Source organism: Streptomyces otsuchiensis (assembly GCF_004305975.1).
In the GTDB taxonomy this organism is placed as follows: domain Bacteria; phylum Actinomycetota; class Actinomycetes; order Streptomycetales; family Streptomycetaceae; genus Streptomyces; species Streptomyces otsuchiensis.
In genome coordinates, this window is sequence record NZ_BHZI01000007.1 from 1 (window position 1) to 15331 (window position 15331).

Here is a 15331-nt window from a genome sequence, read left to right on the forward strand (position 1 = left end):
CCGCGCGCAGGGAGGGCCCCACGCGGACCCCGCCACGCCCACGAACGCCCCTGCCACGCCCGCGAGCGCCCCCGCCGCGTCCGTGCCGCAGCCGGGACGGCGGCGGCCCCGGGTACCGGCGTCCGTGCGCCGGGTGGCGGCCTGGCCGCAGCCCGCGCTGCGCACCCTGCGCCGCTTCCCCTGGAGCCGGTTCCCGGCGGCGGCACGTCAGGTGCGTGGACGGATCTCCCACAGCCGCGAGCTGGACCGCACCCGCACCCGTCCGCAGCGGCTGGCGCCGCGCAGTCGCCGCATGGAGGCGGCGGCCGTCGCCGGTTCGGTGCTGCTCTGCCTGCTGGTGGGGGCCGTGGCGCCCACGCCCGGCTCGCAGAACCGGGAGGCACAGGCTTCCGCCGCCGGGGAGACCGGTTCGGCCGCGCCGGACGGCGAGGTGGACGGGTCGGCCATGGACCGCTCCGACCCGACCCGCATCCGGGTGCCGCAGATCGGGATCGATGTCGAGGTGTTCGGCGCCGACCTGGACCCGAACGGTGGCCCGCCGAGCCCGGCCGAGGAGGACGCGATGCGCGCCGCCTGGTACGCGGGCGGTGTCTCCCCGGGTGAGAACGGCTCCTCGCTGATCGTCGGCCACCTCGACACCCTGACCGGCCCGGCCGCGTTCGCGGGGCTGGGGATGCTGGAGCCCGGCGGGACGATCGAGGTGGACCGTGAGGACGGCAGCACCGCCGTCTTCACCGTGGAGACGGTCGAGCAGTACCCGAAGGAGGACTTCCCCAACGACCGTGTCTACGGAGCCACCGAGGACCCGCAGCTGCGGCTGATCACCTGCGGCGGCCGGTGGACGGCCGACGGCGGCTACGACGCCAACATCGTGGCCTACGCCCGGCTCGGAGACGGTTCCGGACCGCCCGCCTCCGGCGACGCCGGCGCTGACGGGGGCTCCCCCGACGCCGACGGCGCCCCGGACACCGACGGCGCCGTGGACGACGGGCTGGACCTGCCGTTCTACCCGTTCGTCCCCGAGGGGGAGCGCGGTGACGCCGGACCGGACGCCCCCGGAGCCACCGGCCCGGGGATGTTCAGCCGGCTCGGTGGCATCGGCAGCCTGACCGAGCTGGACGGTTTCGCGCTGCCCGAGGGTTTCGGCAGCCCGGACGGCACCACCCCGAACGACGGCTTCCCGGAGTCGTTCGGCGGCGACGAGTTCGGCAACGGCTTCACCGGGCACCTCGACTCCTTCGAGGGCGCCCACGCCCCCGGTGACGTCCTCGGCGACGTGTTCGGTGACGTCTTCGCTGACGGCGCCGGCGACGCCGTCAGCGACCTCGCTCCGGAGGCTCCGCCAGCAGATTCCGGAGAGCCAGCGCCAGGGTGGTGAACGCCGGGGTCTCCGGCAGGAACGGCGCGTAGTGGCCGACCCCGGGCAGCCGCAGCAGCTGCCCGGGGTGCCGCTCGGCGTAGTTCAGGGACAGTTCCAGCGGGACCTGCGCGTCCTTGGTTCCGTGCACCAGCGTGACCGGCGCGGCCGGTGCGGGAAGCCGCAACGGGTCCGTCTCCGGGAGGAGTTCGCGCCAACCCTCCCCGAGGAAGTCACGGACCGCGCCGCCGCCCAGCTCCAGCCGTTCGGCCAGCTCCAGGTCGGCGACCGGCGCCACCGCGACCGTGTGGTGGACCCGCTCGGGGTGGCGGGAGGCCGCCCACAGGGCGAGCTGGCCTCCGGCGGAGTGCCCGGCGAGGACCACCGGCTCCTCGAAGCGGGTCAGCGCGGCGGCGATGTCGTCGAAGGTCTCCGGGTGGCCGCCGCCTCCGCCCACCCTGCGGTACTCGACGAGGGCCACCGGGATGCCGTGCCCGGCCAGCGCGCCCGCGAACGGCGCCAGGTGGCGGCGGTCGTACGCCTCCCGCCAGAACCCGCCGTGCAGCACGACCAGCCGGGGGTCGCCCTCGCCGTGGAAGTCGATGAGCTGGGAGGGGTGGTCCCCGTACCGCTCGGTGCGGTCCGGGAGCACGGGGGCGAGCCGGGTCAGCTCGCGCATCTCCGCCGCGTCCTGGCCGGTCTCGCGCACTCCGGTGCCGCTGCCCCGCGCGGGGTCTCCCCCGCTCGTTCCGCCGTTCACGCTGCTGCTCCTTCCGGCGTTGGTTCGTCACGCTCCCGGTCGCGTACCCGGGCGGACAGCCCTCACGCGGCCGGGCCACAGCCGGCCCGCCTCCGGGCCACGGGCCCCGCCCTCCGGCCCCACCCCGGCGGGCGGGGCCGGAGGCGCACGGCTACCGCTCGTCGATCACCGCCGCCAGGACGGTCGCGGCGCGCAGCGCGTCACCGAACGAGGTGTACAGCGGCGTGAAGCCGAACCGCAGCACATCGGGCTGCCGGAAGTCGCCGACCACACCGCGCCGGATCAGCTCGGCCATGACCTCCCGCGCTCCCTCGCAGCGCAGCGCGACCTGGCTGCCGCGCCGGGCGTGCTCGCGCGGCGTCACGCAGCTGACCGCGCCGTCCGGCAGCAGCGCCGAGACGCACTCCAGGAAGAAGTCGGTGAGCGCCAGGCTCTTGGCGCGCACCTGCTGCGGGTCGACGCCGTCCCAGACCTCCAGCGCGCTCTCCAGGGCGAGCATCGACAGGATGTCGGGGGTGCCGACGCGGCCACGCGCGGCGCCCTCCGCCGGGGTGTACGCGGCCTCCATGGCGAACGGCTCGGCGTGCGAGTTCCAGCCGGGCAGCGGCGAGTCGAACCGGCCCTGGTGTTCGCCCCGCACATAGAGGAACGCGGGTGCGCCCGGACCGCCGTTGAGGTACTTGTATCCGCAGCCGACCGCGAAGTCGGCGCCGTCCGCGTCCAGCTGGACGGGGAGGGCACCGGCGCTGTGGCAGAGGTCCCAGACGATCAGAGCCCCGGCGGCATGCGCGGCGGCGGTCAGCGCGGGCAGGTCGTACAGCTCGCCGGAGCGGTAGTCGACGTGGTTGGCCAGCACCACGGCGGTGCGCGGGCCGACCTCCGCCGCCAGGTCGGCCATGGCGACGGCGCGCACCGTGCGGCCGGTGAGCCGCGCGGCGGAGGCGGCGATGTAGCCGTCGGTGGGGAAGGTCGCCGCGTCCACCAGGATCTCGTCACGCGCGGGCGACTCCGTCACGCCGTCATCCCCGTCCGCCCCTTCCGCCGCGTCGGCGAGACGGACGGCGGCGACCAGCGCCTTGAAGATGTTGACGCTGGTGGAGTCGCCGACGACGACCCGGCCGGGGCCCGCGCCGACCAGGGGGGCGATCCGGTCACCGACGCGTTCCGGCGCGGTCCACCAGCCGGACTCGGTCCAGGATCGGATGCGCAGTTCGCCCCACTCGCGGGCGACCACGTCGGCCAGCCGGGCGGGAACGGCGGCCGGCAGCGCGCCGAGGGAGTTGCCGTCGAGGTAGACGGTGTCGTCCAGGACGAAGGCCGCCCGGAGGCCGGCCAGCGGGTCGGCGTCGTCCAGCGCCGCCGCCCGCTCGGCCAGGCGCGACGGCGCCGGCGAGGGCGCGACGGCGGCTTCCGGGGCTCCGGGGGTCTGGGTGGTCCGGGTGGTCTCAGACATGGCTGCGGGCCGTCCAGAGCTCGGGGAAGACGTTCTTGCGGGCCCGCTTCTCCAGCCAGGCCACCCCGGCGGAACCGCCGGTGCCGACCTTGGAGCCCATCGCGCGGCGGGTGGCCACCAGGTGGTCGTTGCGCCAGCGCCAGACCAGCTCGCCGACCTCGGTCAGTCCCTCGCCGAGACGGACCAGTTCGCCGTCCTGCTCGCCCCGGTAGACCTCGGCCCAGAGGGCCTCGACCTCCGGGTGCGGCTCGTGGCGTGCGGTCGGCTCGCGTTCCAGGACCGCCGCCGGTACGGCGAACCCGCGCCGGTGCAGCAGCCGCAGCACCTCGTCGTAGAGGCTGGGCTGCGCCAGCGCCTTCTCCAGCTCGGCGTGGACGCGCGGCGCGCCCCGGTGCGGGACCAGCATCGACGCGGACTTCTCACCGAGCAGGAACTCCATCCGCCGGTACATCGCCGACTGGAATCCGGAGCCCTCGCCGAGCGCGGCCCGGTAGGCGTTGAACTGGGCGGGCGTGAGGTGGGCGATCGGCTTCCACGAGGCGTTGAGCGACTCCAGCTCCCAGGTGGAGCGGCGCAGCGCGGACAGGGCGACCGGGATGTCGTCGCGGCGCAGGGCCTCGGCGGCGGTCTCCCACTCGTGGACGATGACGGTGAACCACAGTTCCATCACCTGGGTGGTCACCAGGAAGACCATCTCGCCCGGATCGTCGGACCGGGGGTGCTGGAGGTGGGTGAGGACCTCCGCCTGGACGTAGTCCTCGTAGGGGGTGGTGCCCTGGAAGTCGAGGTTCGGCAACCCCGGGTCGGCCTCCGTGGGCGCAGGCTGGTGCGACATCGCTGTCTCCGTGAAGTCTTGCCACCGGGTAGCGGTCCGCCCCTTCCTTCCGGCTTGGAGGCCCCGGTCCCCTCAGGTCCACCCGTCCGCGACCGCGTTCGGGGGCCTGGGGAAATCATCGGTCGCGCGCCGCCGATCGGCAAGGCACGGCGGGCCGGGTACCCGGCGGGGTGGCGAACGCGACACCGCAGGCGGGGGCGGGGCGCCGCCCGGCGCGCGGCGGGATCACGGCGGGCGGCAGGACGGCGGGGGCGCTCGGTGGCGCGGCGGCGCGGTGGCGCGGTGGCGTGGAAACGCGAACGGCGCCCGCCGGGAGGGCGGGCGCCGAGGGGCGCGGCGGGCGCCGCGCGCCGTCAGTACGTTCCGGAGAGCGTCTCGGCGGCGGTCGGCGAGCTGTCCTTGAGGAACATGCAGCAGCGCTGCTGCTCCTCGTCCTCACCGATCGCCTGGGCGGCGCGGGCGAGGGCGTGCAGGGCGCGGAGGAAGCCGCGGTTGGGCTCGTGCTCCCACGGCACCGGGCCGTGGCCCTTCCAGCCGCTGCGCCGCAGGGCGTCCAGGCCGCGGTGGTAGCCCGTGCGGGCGTACGCGTAGGAGGCGACGTTGTCGCCGGCCTCGAACGCGTCGTCGGCGAGCTGGGCCCAGGCGAGCGAGGAGGAGGGGAAGCGGGCGGCGACGTCCGACGGCTGGGTGCCGCCGGCGAGCATCTCGCGGGGTTCCGGGTCGTCGGGCAGGTGGGTCGGGGGCGGTCCCCCGAGCAGGTTCTCGTGCATGGACATGGTTCCAGTCTGCCTGCTCCGGGCCGCCGGGCGGGCCGGGAGGCCGGGAGTTCCGGCCGGAAGTGGCCGTCCCGGGCACCCCTCGGCGCCCCGCGACGCCTCGCGGTGGCGCGGGAACCGCCGGTGACGGCGAGCGCCCTGACCGCCCTGACGTGCGGAAGGGCGGGCCGGTACCGGTGATCCGGCAACGGCCCGCCCTCGGGACGCGATACACACGGCGGGCGGGCGCCCGGCTCGCGCCGGTGGGCGCGCGCTCCAGCGCTCCCGTTCACCCGCCCGCGTACTACTTCAGGCGGGTACCGGTGGAGCGCAGGTCGGCGCAGGCGCTGGTGACGCGCGCGGCCATCGAGCCCTCGGCCAGCTTGCCCCAGCTGCGCGGGTCGTACGTCTTCTTGTCGCCGACCTCGCCGTCGACCTTCAGCACGCCCGCGTAGTTGCGCAGCATGTGGTCGGCGACGGGGCGGGTGAAGGCGTACTGGGTGTCGGTGTCGAGGTTCATCTTGACCACACCGTTCTCCAGCGCGGTGGCGATCTCCTCGGCGGTGGAGCCGGAACCGCCGTGGAAGACGAAGTCGAACGGCTCCTGCTTGCCGTACTTGGCGCCGACGCCCTCCTGGAGGTCCTTCAGCAGCTCGGGACGGAGCACCACGTTGCCCGGCTTGTAGACACCGTGCACGTTGCCGAAGGAGGCGGCCAGCAGGTAGCGGCCGTGCTCGCCCAGGCCCAGCGCCTCGGCGGTGCGCAGCGCGTCGTCGACGGTGGTGTACAGCTCGTCGTTGATCTCGTGGGTGACGCCGTCCTCCTCGCCACCGGTCGGGGTGATCTCGACCTCCAGGATGATCCGGGCGGCGGCGGCCAGCGCCAGCAGCTCCCTGCCGATCTCCAGGTTGTCGGCCAGCGTCTCCGCCGAGCCGTCCCACATGTGCGACTGGAACAGCGGGTTCTCACCGCGCTCGACGCGCTCCCGGGAGACGGCCAGCAGCGGACGGACGTAGCCGTCCAGCTTGTCCTTCGGGCAGTGGTCGGTGTGCAGCGCGATGTTGACCGGGTACTTCTTCGCGACGACGTGCGCGAACTCGGCGAGGGCGACCGAACCGGTGACCATCTCCTTGTCGTACTGGCCACCGAGGAACTCGGCACCGCCGGTGGAGATCTGGACGATGCCGTCGCTCTCCGCCTCGGCGAAGCCGCGCAGCGCGGCGTGCAGCGTCTGCGTCGAGGTGACGTTGATGGCGGGGTAGGCGAACCTGCCTGCCTTCGCCCGGTCGAGCATCTCGTTGTAGACCTCGGGGGTCGCGATGGGCATCGTCCGCTCCTTGGGGTGTACCGGTGCACTTGTGCGGGTCGGCCCGGGACGTCGCACACACACGCGCCTGCCTGGATGAGGCTGGTACGCGTACGCGCGCCCGACCACCGGCGTCCTGGGCCACGGGACGACCTCAGCGTCGTCCAAGCCAGGCCCATCTTCCCAGACCGGCCGCCGGAGGTCAGCCCGGCCCGGATCGCACTCCGGCGCGGCCCTCCCGGGCGCGCCCCGGCGCGCGTTGTCCGAACGCTGTGGGCGGGCGTGCGGCGGCGGGCGGCGGGTGCCGCCGGTCAGCCCAGGCCCAGCTCGGGGAGGCCGAACACCTGCCGGTACTCCAGACCCGCCTCGGCCATCGCCGGAGCGGCGCCGCGCTCGACGATGACGGCGACCGCCACCACCTCGGCGCCCGCCTCCCGCAGCGCCTCGACGGCGGTCAGCGGCGAACCGCCGGTGGTGGAGGTGTCCTCGACCACCAGCACCCGGCGCCCGGCGATGTCCGGCCCCTCGATCCGGCGCTGCATGCCGTGAGCCTTCTGCGCCTTGCGGACCACGAAGGCGTCGAGCTTCCGGCCCTCGGCGGCGGCCACGTGCAGCATCGAGGTGGCCACCGGGTCGGCGCCCAGGGTGAGGCCGCCGACCGCGTCGTACTCCAGGTCCGCCGTCGCGTCGAGCATGGCCCGGCCCACCAGTGGCGCGGCCTGCGCGTCGAGGGTGATCCGCCGCAGATCGATGTAGTAGTCGGCCTCCAGGCCGGAGGAAAGGGTCACCCGGCCGTGAACCACGGCCTTGTCCTGGATCTGCCGCAGCAGCTCGTCACGCACGCTCATGCGGCCAGAGCCTAGGCGATGGGCGCGCGCCGCTCCCCGGCGGGCGCGCGGCGGGACCGCCCGCGCCGGGCCGCCCGCAGGGCGGTGGCAAGGCCGGCGGCAGCGCTGGTCAGGGGGTGTCAACGCCGTTGTGCCGGGCCCAACTCCAGGTGGTGGCGATCTCCAGCGGGTCGATCCGGGTGACCAGCCGGGGGTGGGTGTTGAGCCCGTTCGGCGGGCCGGACTGTGGCTCGACACACACGGCGTGGTCCTGCTCGTCGTAGACCACCACCCACTCGGCGCGGCTCGCGACCCGCAGGGTCAGCTCATCCGGCCACCGCAGGGTGACGTCCACGCCGTCGGGCATCGTGAAGCAGTCGTCCCACGGGCCGGGGCCCGGCTCCACGACGGTGGTGGTGGCCAGCCCGTCCGCGCGCACCAGCTGCCCGGCCGGGTCGAAGTCGATCTCCACGTCCTTGCCGTCGGCGCTGAGCCGGCGCGGGAACCACGGGTGCCAGCCCGCCTGGGCGGGGAAGGAGTCGCCGAGCGTCTCCACGCCCAGGGTCAGCGTCAGCCCGCCGCCGTCCTCGGCCAGCTCGACCAGCTGCGTGACCCGGCCGCGGTAGGGCCACGGTTCGGCGAGGTCCACCACGAACGCCGCGCTCCGCCCGTCGTCGGAACGGCTCACCGTCTCCCACGCCTGGTGGCGGACGGTGCCGTGGATGGCGTGATCACCCGCGTCCTTCGGCAACCGGTGCGTCCGGCCGCCGTCACGGAAGACGCCGCCACCGGTGCGCCCGCACCACGGCGCCATCACGAACGAACCGAACCCGCGCCCACGCACCAGGAGTTCGGTCCCGCCGACCGTCACCGAGCCGAGCCGGCAGCCCTCGTCGGGCAGCACGGTCACCTCGGCGTCGCCGGCACGCAGCCGCACGGCGCGGTCGTCGGTGCCGGTCACGTCGGGTTTGGCGGCGTCATGGAGAGTCACAGCACGACGATAGTCCGCCGGGGCCGTCGCCGCGACGGCGGACGGGTGGTTCCCGGGGGCGGTGCGGAGTCAGCGGCGGCGGCGGATGACCCGGCCGATGGCCACGGCCCCGGCGACCGCGATGGCGGCGGCGGGCGCCGCCCAACGCAGCGTGGCTCGCGCGGCGTTGGCGCCGCCGGGCGCGGGCTGCGGGGCGTACCGGCCGCGCGGCGGGGCGTGGTCGACCTCCTCCGCGCTGCGTCCGATCATGGTCCGACGGGCCAGATCGGCCTCGGGGGCGTACGGCGGCTGGGCCTCGACCGGGTCGACGAGGTCGTCCGCGTCCTCCGGTGTGTGCGGGCCGTCGAGGTGGTCCCGGCCGGGGGAAGCGGGCTCGGCCGGCGCGGAGGGGGCGGCGTCCTCATGGTCTCCGGTCCCCTGCGGGCGGTCGGCGGCCAGCTCGGCACCGAGGTCCGGCTCGGGGTCGGGGTCGTTCTCCGCGTCCTGCTCGCCGGCGGTCGCGTCGTCCGCCGGGCCCGCGTCGGTGCCCTCGGCCGTGTCGGTGCCGTCGGTCTCCTCGGTGGCGTCCGACGCGCGTCCGTCCGTGCCGCGCTCGGCCGGGCCGGGGATGCCGGGGATGGCCGGCTCGTCGTCGTCCGCCCGGTTGGGGGCGGCCGGCGCGGCGGCGGAGATCTCGCCGACCAGTGCCTCGGTGAAACGATCCAGCAGGCGCCGCGCGGCGGTCTCCCGCTGCTTGGCGTCCAGTTCCGCGAGCCGCCCCTTCGCCTCCACACTGCCGGTGTACGACAGGGTCGTGCCCGAGCCGTCCTCGACCGGGCGGGGGACGACGGTCAGCCGCAACCGGACGGTGCCGTTGCCGCGCGCCTCGGTGCCGGCGGCGTCGACCTCCAGCCCCTCACCGCGCCCGGCGAGGGCCACGGTGCCGCGATAGGTGATGGTGGAGCCGCCGATCCGCAGCCGCAGCCGGCCGGCGAGAGCGTCCGGGTCGTCACCCGGCTCGACCTGGAATCCGGGGACACAGCGGGCGATGCGCTCCTGCTCGGCGAGCGCGGCGCGCACCACGGTGGCCGAGAACGGGACATAGATCTCGTGCTCCATGGGCGGAGCCTACCCACTGGGAGTCGTCACACGTGGGGGGCACGGCGCAATTGCCCGGGTCTGTCGCGCATCGCGTCCCGTTCAGCAGACGGCGGCGGGCACCACGGCCGGTACGGCGGCGGCGGACGCGGCGATGGCCGTCCGGTCCGCCTCCTCCGGCCCGGGGTGCGGCGGTTCGGCGGTCGCGTCGGCCTCCGCCTCCTGCACCGTGCGGGTCACCGCCTCGTCCAGCGAGCCCCCGAGGGCCATCGCCCCGACCAGCGTGGCGACGACGGCGGCGCTGAACGCCAGCAGCACCGCCCGGGGCCGGCGGCCGAGATCACGCCGGAAGAGCCACAGGACCACGGCGCCACCGGCGAAGGCGTTGACCACCCCGATCAGCAGCGAGGCGTTGAGCTGCCCCAGATGCGGCAGCAGGAGAAAGGGGAAGGCGAGCCCGCCGAGGAGCGCGCCGACGTAGTCGGCTGCGGAGAGGTCGGCGACCGCGCCGCCCGGGTCCTGCCGGCGGATGCGCTGGATGAGCGTCATCAGCAGCGGCATCTCCATGCCGATGAGAAAGCCGATGGCGAGCGCGAAGCCGAAGAGCACCGGGCGGATCTCGCCGAACCACAGGTGGGCGGCGAAGAGCACCATGGTGGAGGTGCCGCCGACGAGGGCGAGCAGCGCCTCGATCAGCCCGAAGCTGAAGGAGGCGCGCCGCCGCATCCGCTTGGCGGCGAGTGACCCGATGCCCATCGCGAAGACCATGAGGGAGAGGACGACCGAGGTCTGGGTGACGGTGTCGCCCACCAGGTGGTCCGCCACCGCGATCAGCGTCAGCTCGTAGACCAGCCCGCAGGCGGCGCAGACGAAGACAGCGAGCAGCACGAGGAAGCGGCCCGTGCCGTCGGGGACCGGGAGCCGGCCGGAGAGCGGCGGTTCCGGGGCGGCGCCACCGCCGCCGGCCGGCTCGGCGCGGTCGGGCCGGGGGACGGACGCGGCACGGGAACGGCCGGACACGGCACGGGAACGGCCGGGTGCGCCCCCGGCGACCACTCCGGGGCCGCCGGGGGCCAGGCGGCCTATGGTTCCGGAGCCTCCGGCGAGGGCCTCGATGGGGTCGGTCATGCCGGGAACGCTACGTGACCCGCAGCACCGGAAACGTCACCCTCAGGAGTGGAGTTGGGCTTCGGCTCGCACGTGCGGACGGCTGCTGGGGGCTGCCGTGCGGGCCCCTCCCGGACGCCCCGGCAGGCGGTCGCTCCGAAGCCGCCCACGGAGCGCACAGGGGCCGCCCTGAGCTCTCCCGGGGGGGCCGCGGCCCGCCGGTCCCGGCCAGACCGCCCGCCGCCCACCACCGGCCGCCCGCCACCGGCCAGGCGCAGCCCGCCGTCCTTCAGCGCAGCGCGGTGTCCACCGCGCCGGTGGCGGCGTTGGCACCGGCGCCGGCGACGAGTTCGGCCGCGACGGCCCGGTGGGCCCGGTGGGCCCGGTGGACGCCGTCCTCGCCGTCGACAGCCGTGGCGGGAGTCGCGCCGGCCGCACGCGCCGAGCACGGGTCCCGTGCCTCCGGTTCGCGTTCGCGTACCGCGACCCGGGTGCGGGTCGCGACCAGGCGGCCCTCCTGCGGGTAGGAGTGCCAGGTCCGCCAGTGCACCTGGCCCTCGTGGCGGTGTGCCAGCAGGGCGGTGAAGGCGTCCGGGGCGCCGGGGAAGGTGGCGGCCAGCCCGTGGGGGTGGTCGGCCACCAGGGCCAGCAGTTCCTGGGCCCGGCCGGAGAACGACCCCGGGCTGAGGGTCTCGACCCGGGCGGCGAACTCGTACTCGATGTCGCCGATCCGCTTGGAGACGCCCAGCGGCAGCGGGGTGCGGCTGCCGGGCATGCAGGCGACGGTCTCCGAGCAGGTGGCGCCGCGGCAGCGGAGCAGCACCTGGTGCGAGGCGCCGAGGACGCGCAACTGCACCTGTGCCCCGTCCAGTTCGAGGTCGAGCGTGGCCAGGGACGGCTGTGGTTCCCGGCCGAGGGCCCAGGCAAGGTCGGCGGCCCTGGTGTCGGAGTAGGCGGTATCGATGGTGGTGAGCATGGGTAAGCTCCCGCATGCACGCAGTGAGAGTGTGGCCCGGGGCTTGCCGGACTCGCTACTCAACCGAACCACGAAAAGCCTTGCCACTACAGCGTTTTCGCCCAAGTTGCCGGGGTTTCCATCCCCCCGGGGTCAGGGGGGCTCAGATGTTCACCCCCCGGACGCTCTCCACTCGCCCGGATTGCGAACGACTACGCACGTAGATCGTTACATCACCACCACCGAATGTCCGGTTGCGGAGCTTTTCAACCCCTATTTTGGTCACAGCTCAGCCTGCCTTGAGTCTCGTCTGCACAACGGTCATCCGATCGGCCTTGTGAGCACGCTCGGGAGTGACGAAGCTCTCCGAAACTTCACACCCGAAGTCATCACAGCGTGGAAGGCCCGAAGATGACCCGTTTCGGCACGAAGTCGAAGCTGGTCGCAGCCGCGGTGGGTGGGGCTCTTGTCCTCACCGCATGCGGCAGCGACAACGGCGACGGCAATGGCAGCAGCGACGACGGCGCGCAGAGCGACGGTGGCGGGGGCGGCACCATCACCCTCGGCTACGAGCAGGAGTGGACGACGTGGAACGCCACCACGTCGGACGGCAACCTGTCCGCCAACTCCGTCGCCACGTACCACGTCACCACCGGTTTCTGGTACTTCGGTGAGGGTGGCGAGATCACCCCGAACGAGGACTTCGGCAGCTACGAGGTCGTCAACGAGGACCCGCTGACGGTCACGTACACCTTCCACGAGGACGCCGCCTGGTCGGACGGCACCCCGATCGACTGTGTCGACGCGCTGCTGTGGTGGACGCAGCAGGGTGGCTACCTCGACTGGTCGACCCCGGGCACGGGTGGCATTGAGGACACCAAGATGCCCGACTGCAACGCGGGCGACAAGGAATTCACGATCGAGTACCTGACCCCGTACGTGGACTGGGAGGCCGCCGGCCCCGGCCACGGCAACAACTCCATCCAGCCCGCGCACGTGGTCGCCGAGCAGGGTGGCCTCGACAGCGCCGACGAGCTGATCGACATCATCAAGGCCGTCGAGTGGGACTACTCCACCCCGCACAACGCCCGTGAGCACGGCGGCATCGAGGAGGCCGAGGACGCCCTCGCCGAGGCCATCGACTTCTTCAAGACCGGCTGGATCATCGACGGCGCCCTGCCCGACGAGGCCCTGATCCCCTCCTCCGGCCCGTTCACCGTCGGCTCCTACGACGCCGGCGAGCAGCTGACCCTGGTCCCCAACACCGAGTACTGGGGCACCCCGGCCGCCGCCGACGAGGTCGTCTTCCGCTACATCGCGCAGGACGCCCAGGCGCAGGCGCTGCAGAACGGCGAGATCGACATCATGGCCCCGCAGCCGTCGGTCGACCTGAAGAACCAGCTGGAGTCGCTGAGCGGCGTCGAGGTCGAGGTCTACGACCAGTACCTCTACGAGCACGCGACCTTCAACTTCGAGAGCGGCCCGTTCTCCGAGAGCCTGCCGCTGCGTGAGGCCTTCATGAAGTGCCTGCCGCGCGAGACCCTGGTCGAGAACCTGATCCGCCCGGTCGACCCCGAGGCCGAGGTCCGCAACTCCGTCGTGGCCCACCCGCTGGACCCGTACTACGACGCTGTCGTCGACGCCTCGCTGCCCGCCGAGTTCGCCGAGCAGGACATCGACGGCGCCCGCGAGATCCTTGAGGACGAGGACGCGGTCGGCACCGAGATCCGTCTGCGGACGCTGGACAACCCGCGGCGCAACGCCCAGGGCCAGCTGATCAAGGACGCCTGTGACGAGGCCGGCTTCGAGGTCGACTTCGAGGCCCACGGCGACTTCTTCGCGCAGGACGGCGCCATGTACACCAACCGCTACGACGTCGCCATGGCCGGCTGGTCCGGCTCCGCCGTCATCGCCGGCTGGAACTCCACCTACTCCACCCCGGACGAGTGCTCCGCCTCCGGCAAGGGCAACAACAACGGCTGCTACTCCAACGCCGACCTGGACGCCCTCCTGGAGCAGGTGCTCGAGGCCGCGGACGAGGACGAGAAGGTCGAGCTGATCAGCGAGATCTCCTCCATCCTGTGGTCCGACGGTGTCTCGGTGCCGCTCTTCAACCACCCCGGCATGGCCGCCTGGGCCGATGACGTGCAGAACGTCGTCCCCAACCCGGCGCAGTCGGACATCGTGTGGAACATGCCGCTCTGGGCGCGGTGAAACTCCTGAAGTCAGCTGAGTAGTACGGCGGTCGGCCACCGCGTCGCCGCCGCACCGCACGGCACATCACGCAATAGCGCGGGGCCGGGGGGCCTCACAGACCCCCCGGCCCCGTCCGCGTACCAACTTCCTTCTGTCACGGAAACTTCAGGAGTCAGCGCCATGCTCGTCTTCATCGCGCGGCGGCTCTTCGTCTCGCTATGGGTGTTCCTGGCCGCCACCGCGGTCATGTTCGTCCTGGCCGCCAACGCCAACGACCCGCTGGAGGAGGCCCGTCAGCTTCCCGACAACGAGCGGGACGCGGCGATGGCGACCATCACCGAGCGGATGAACCTCGACAAACCGGTTCTGATCCGCTATCTGCTCTGGCTGACCAGTGCGATCACCGGTGACCTCGGTGTCAACCGCCAGGGCCAGGACGTCAACACGATGCTGGGCACCGCGTTCCCGGCCACCATCCAGCTGCTGACGGCGGCGACGATCCTCGCCATCGTCTTCGGCATCTCCATCGGTGTGATCTCCGCGCTCCGCCAGTACAGCGGGCTGGACCAGACCGTCACCTTCATCGCCTTCGTCTGCTTCTCGCTGCCGCTGTTCTGGGTCGGCACGCTGCTCAAGCAGTACGGCGCCATCGAGATCAACAACTGGCTGGCCGATCCGACGTTGTCGGCGATGGTCATCGCGATCCTGTCGATCGTCGTGGGACTCTCCTGCAGCGCCCTGCTGATCACCGACCGCCGCACCCGCTGGACCACCTTCGCGGTGACGACCGTCGTCATGGCGATCCTGCTGACCGTCCTCTCGGCCACCGGCTGGTTCGCCGAGCCGGGCCTGGGCATCTTCGTGATCGCCCTGACCTCGATCGCCGGTGCCGTCGCCTTCACCACCCTGGTCAGCGGCCTGGAGTGGAAGAGCCCGCCGATGCGGGCCGCGCTGAGCGCGGCCGCGATCGGCATCGTCTGCGCCGTGGTGCTCGCCCCGCTGCTGGACGACCCCAACATCGCCACGCTGCTGGTCCTCACCCTGATCACCGTCGCCGTCTGCGCCGGCCTCGGCTGGTTCTTCGGCGGCGAGCTGTACCGCCGGCAGGCGATCCCGGCCGCCGTCTTCACCGGCCTGTTCACCGCGGGCGTGATCTTCACCGACCGCGTGATGCAGTCCTTCGCCGACTACTCGGCGCACAGCCGGATCCGCGGCCGCCCGATCTCCACGATCGGCCCGTCCACCCCGAACTTCGAGGGAACCTTCTGGGAGCACACCCTCGACTCCGCCGGGCACCTGCTGCTGCCCACCCTGGCCCTGGTGCTGGTCTCCCTGGCGGGCTACACCCGCTACACCCGCGCCAGCATGCTCGAGGTGATGAACCAGGACTACGTGCGCACCGCGCGTGCCAAGGGCCTGACCGAGCGGGCGGTGATCACCCGCCACGCGCTGCGCAACGGCATGATCCCCATCACCACGCTCACCGCCTACGACATCGGCACCCTGATCGGTGGCGCGGTCGTCACCGAGCGGGTGTTCGGCTGGAAGGCGATGGGTGTGCTGCTCTTCGACGGCATCGAGCAGGGCGACCCCATGCCGATCATGGCGTTCTTCCTGGTGGCAGGCGGCGCGATCGTGATCTTCAACATGATCGCGGACATCGCCTATGCCTTCCTCGACCCGCGTATCCGGCTGTCCTGACAGGAGTTTGA

Annotated in this window: 11 protein-coding genes and 2 pseudogenes; 3 read left to right on the forward strand and 10 right to left on the reverse strand. The window is 73.2% G+C overall.

Annotation, left to right across the window (positions count from 1 at the left end; translation table 11 throughout):
• The coding region (locus E0D90_RS01310; RefSeq protein WP_227869908.1) for a class F sortase at positions 1–1378 on the forward strand (1378 nt) is incomplete at its 5' end.
• Here E0D90_RS01310 and E0D90_RS01315 read toward each other — a convergent pair.
• The 10 genes and pseudogenes from E0D90_RS01315 to E0D90_RS01360 all read right to left on the reverse strand — a co-directional run.
• Positions 1317–2036 (reverse strand): alpha/beta hydrolase family protein, encoded by a 720-nt coding sequence (locus E0D90_RS01315; protein WP_130796335.1) that lies wholly within the window; start codon positions 2034–2036, stop codon positions 1317–1319. The two genes, E0D90_RS01310 and E0D90_RS01315, sit on opposite strands and share 62 nt — an antisense overlap.
• A gap of 232 nt (positions 2037–2268) precedes the next feature.
• Positions 2269–3570 (reverse strand): kynureninase, encoded by a 1302-nt coding sequence (gene kynU, locus E0D90_RS01320; RefSeq protein ID WP_130796314.1) that lies wholly within the window; start codon positions 3568–3570, stop codon positions 2269–2271.
• Entirely contained in the window at positions 3563–4405 is an 843-nt protein-coding gene (locus E0D90_RS01325; protein WP_103501204.1) for a tryptophan 2,3-dioxygenase family protein, read from the reverse strand. The genes kynU and E0D90_RS01325 overlap by 8 nt, the downstream gene beginning before the upstream one ends.
• Positions 4406–4758: 353 nt before the next feature.
• Complete coding sequence (locus E0D90_RS01330) at positions 4759–5181, reverse strand: DUF3151 domain-containing protein (RefSeq protein WP_103504659.1); 423 nt, start codon at positions 5179–5181, stop codon at positions 4759–4761.
• Between the two features lie 283 nt (positions 5182–5464).
• Positions 5465–6487: a class II fructose-bisphosphate aldolase gene (fbaA, locus tag E0D90_RS01335; protein ID WP_103504658.1), complete on the reverse strand. Its 1023-nt coding sequence runs from the start codon at positions 6485–6487 to the stop codon at positions 5465–5467.
• A 290-nt stretch (positions 6488–6777) separates the two neighbouring features.
• On the reverse strand, positions 6778–7314 hold the full coding sequence (gene pyrE, locus E0D90_RS01340; protein ID WP_130796315.1) for an orotate phosphoribosyltransferase: 537 nt from the start codon (positions 7312–7314) through the stop codon (positions 6778–6780).
• A 109-nt stretch (positions 7315–7423) separates the two neighbouring features.
• A complete protein-coding gene (locus tag E0D90_RS01345) occupies positions 7424–8284 on the reverse strand; it encodes an aldose epimerase family protein (protein WP_227869910.1) in 861 nt (286 codons plus the stop codon).
• 69 nt (positions 8285–8353) lie between these two features.
• Positions 8354–9382, reverse strand: a complete 1029-nt coding sequence (locus E0D90_RS01350) for an SRPBCC domain-containing protein (RefSeq protein WP_130796316.1) — start codon at positions 9380–9382, stop codon at positions 8354–8356.
• Between the two features lie 204 nt (positions 9383–9586).
• Positions 9587–10381, reverse strand: a pseudogene (locus E0D90_RS27570) (spermidine synthase); the annotation flags it as partial.
• 556 nt (positions 10382–10937) lie between these two features.
• Positions 10938–11444, reverse strand: a pseudogene (locus E0D90_RS01360) (DUF2617 family protein); the annotation flags it as partial.
• A gap of 390 nt (positions 11445–11834) precedes the next feature.
• On the opposite strand from E0D90_RS01360, the gene E0D90_RS01365 reads away from it, so the two are divergent.
• Together E0D90_RS01365 and E0D90_RS01370 are read left to right on the forward strand one after the other, a co-directional pair.
• Complete coding sequence (locus E0D90_RS01365) at positions 11835–13637, forward strand: ABC transporter substrate-binding protein (RefSeq protein ID WP_130796318.1); 1803 nt, start codon at positions 11835–11837, stop codon at positions 13635–13637.
• 162 nt (positions 13638–13799) lie between these two features.
• Positions 13800–15320 (forward strand): ABC transporter permease, encoded by a 1521-nt coding sequence (locus tag E0D90_RS01370; protein ID WP_103502676.1) that lies wholly within the window; start codon positions 13800–13802, stop codon positions 15318–15320.
• Positions 15321–15331 lie beyond the last annotated feature (11 nt).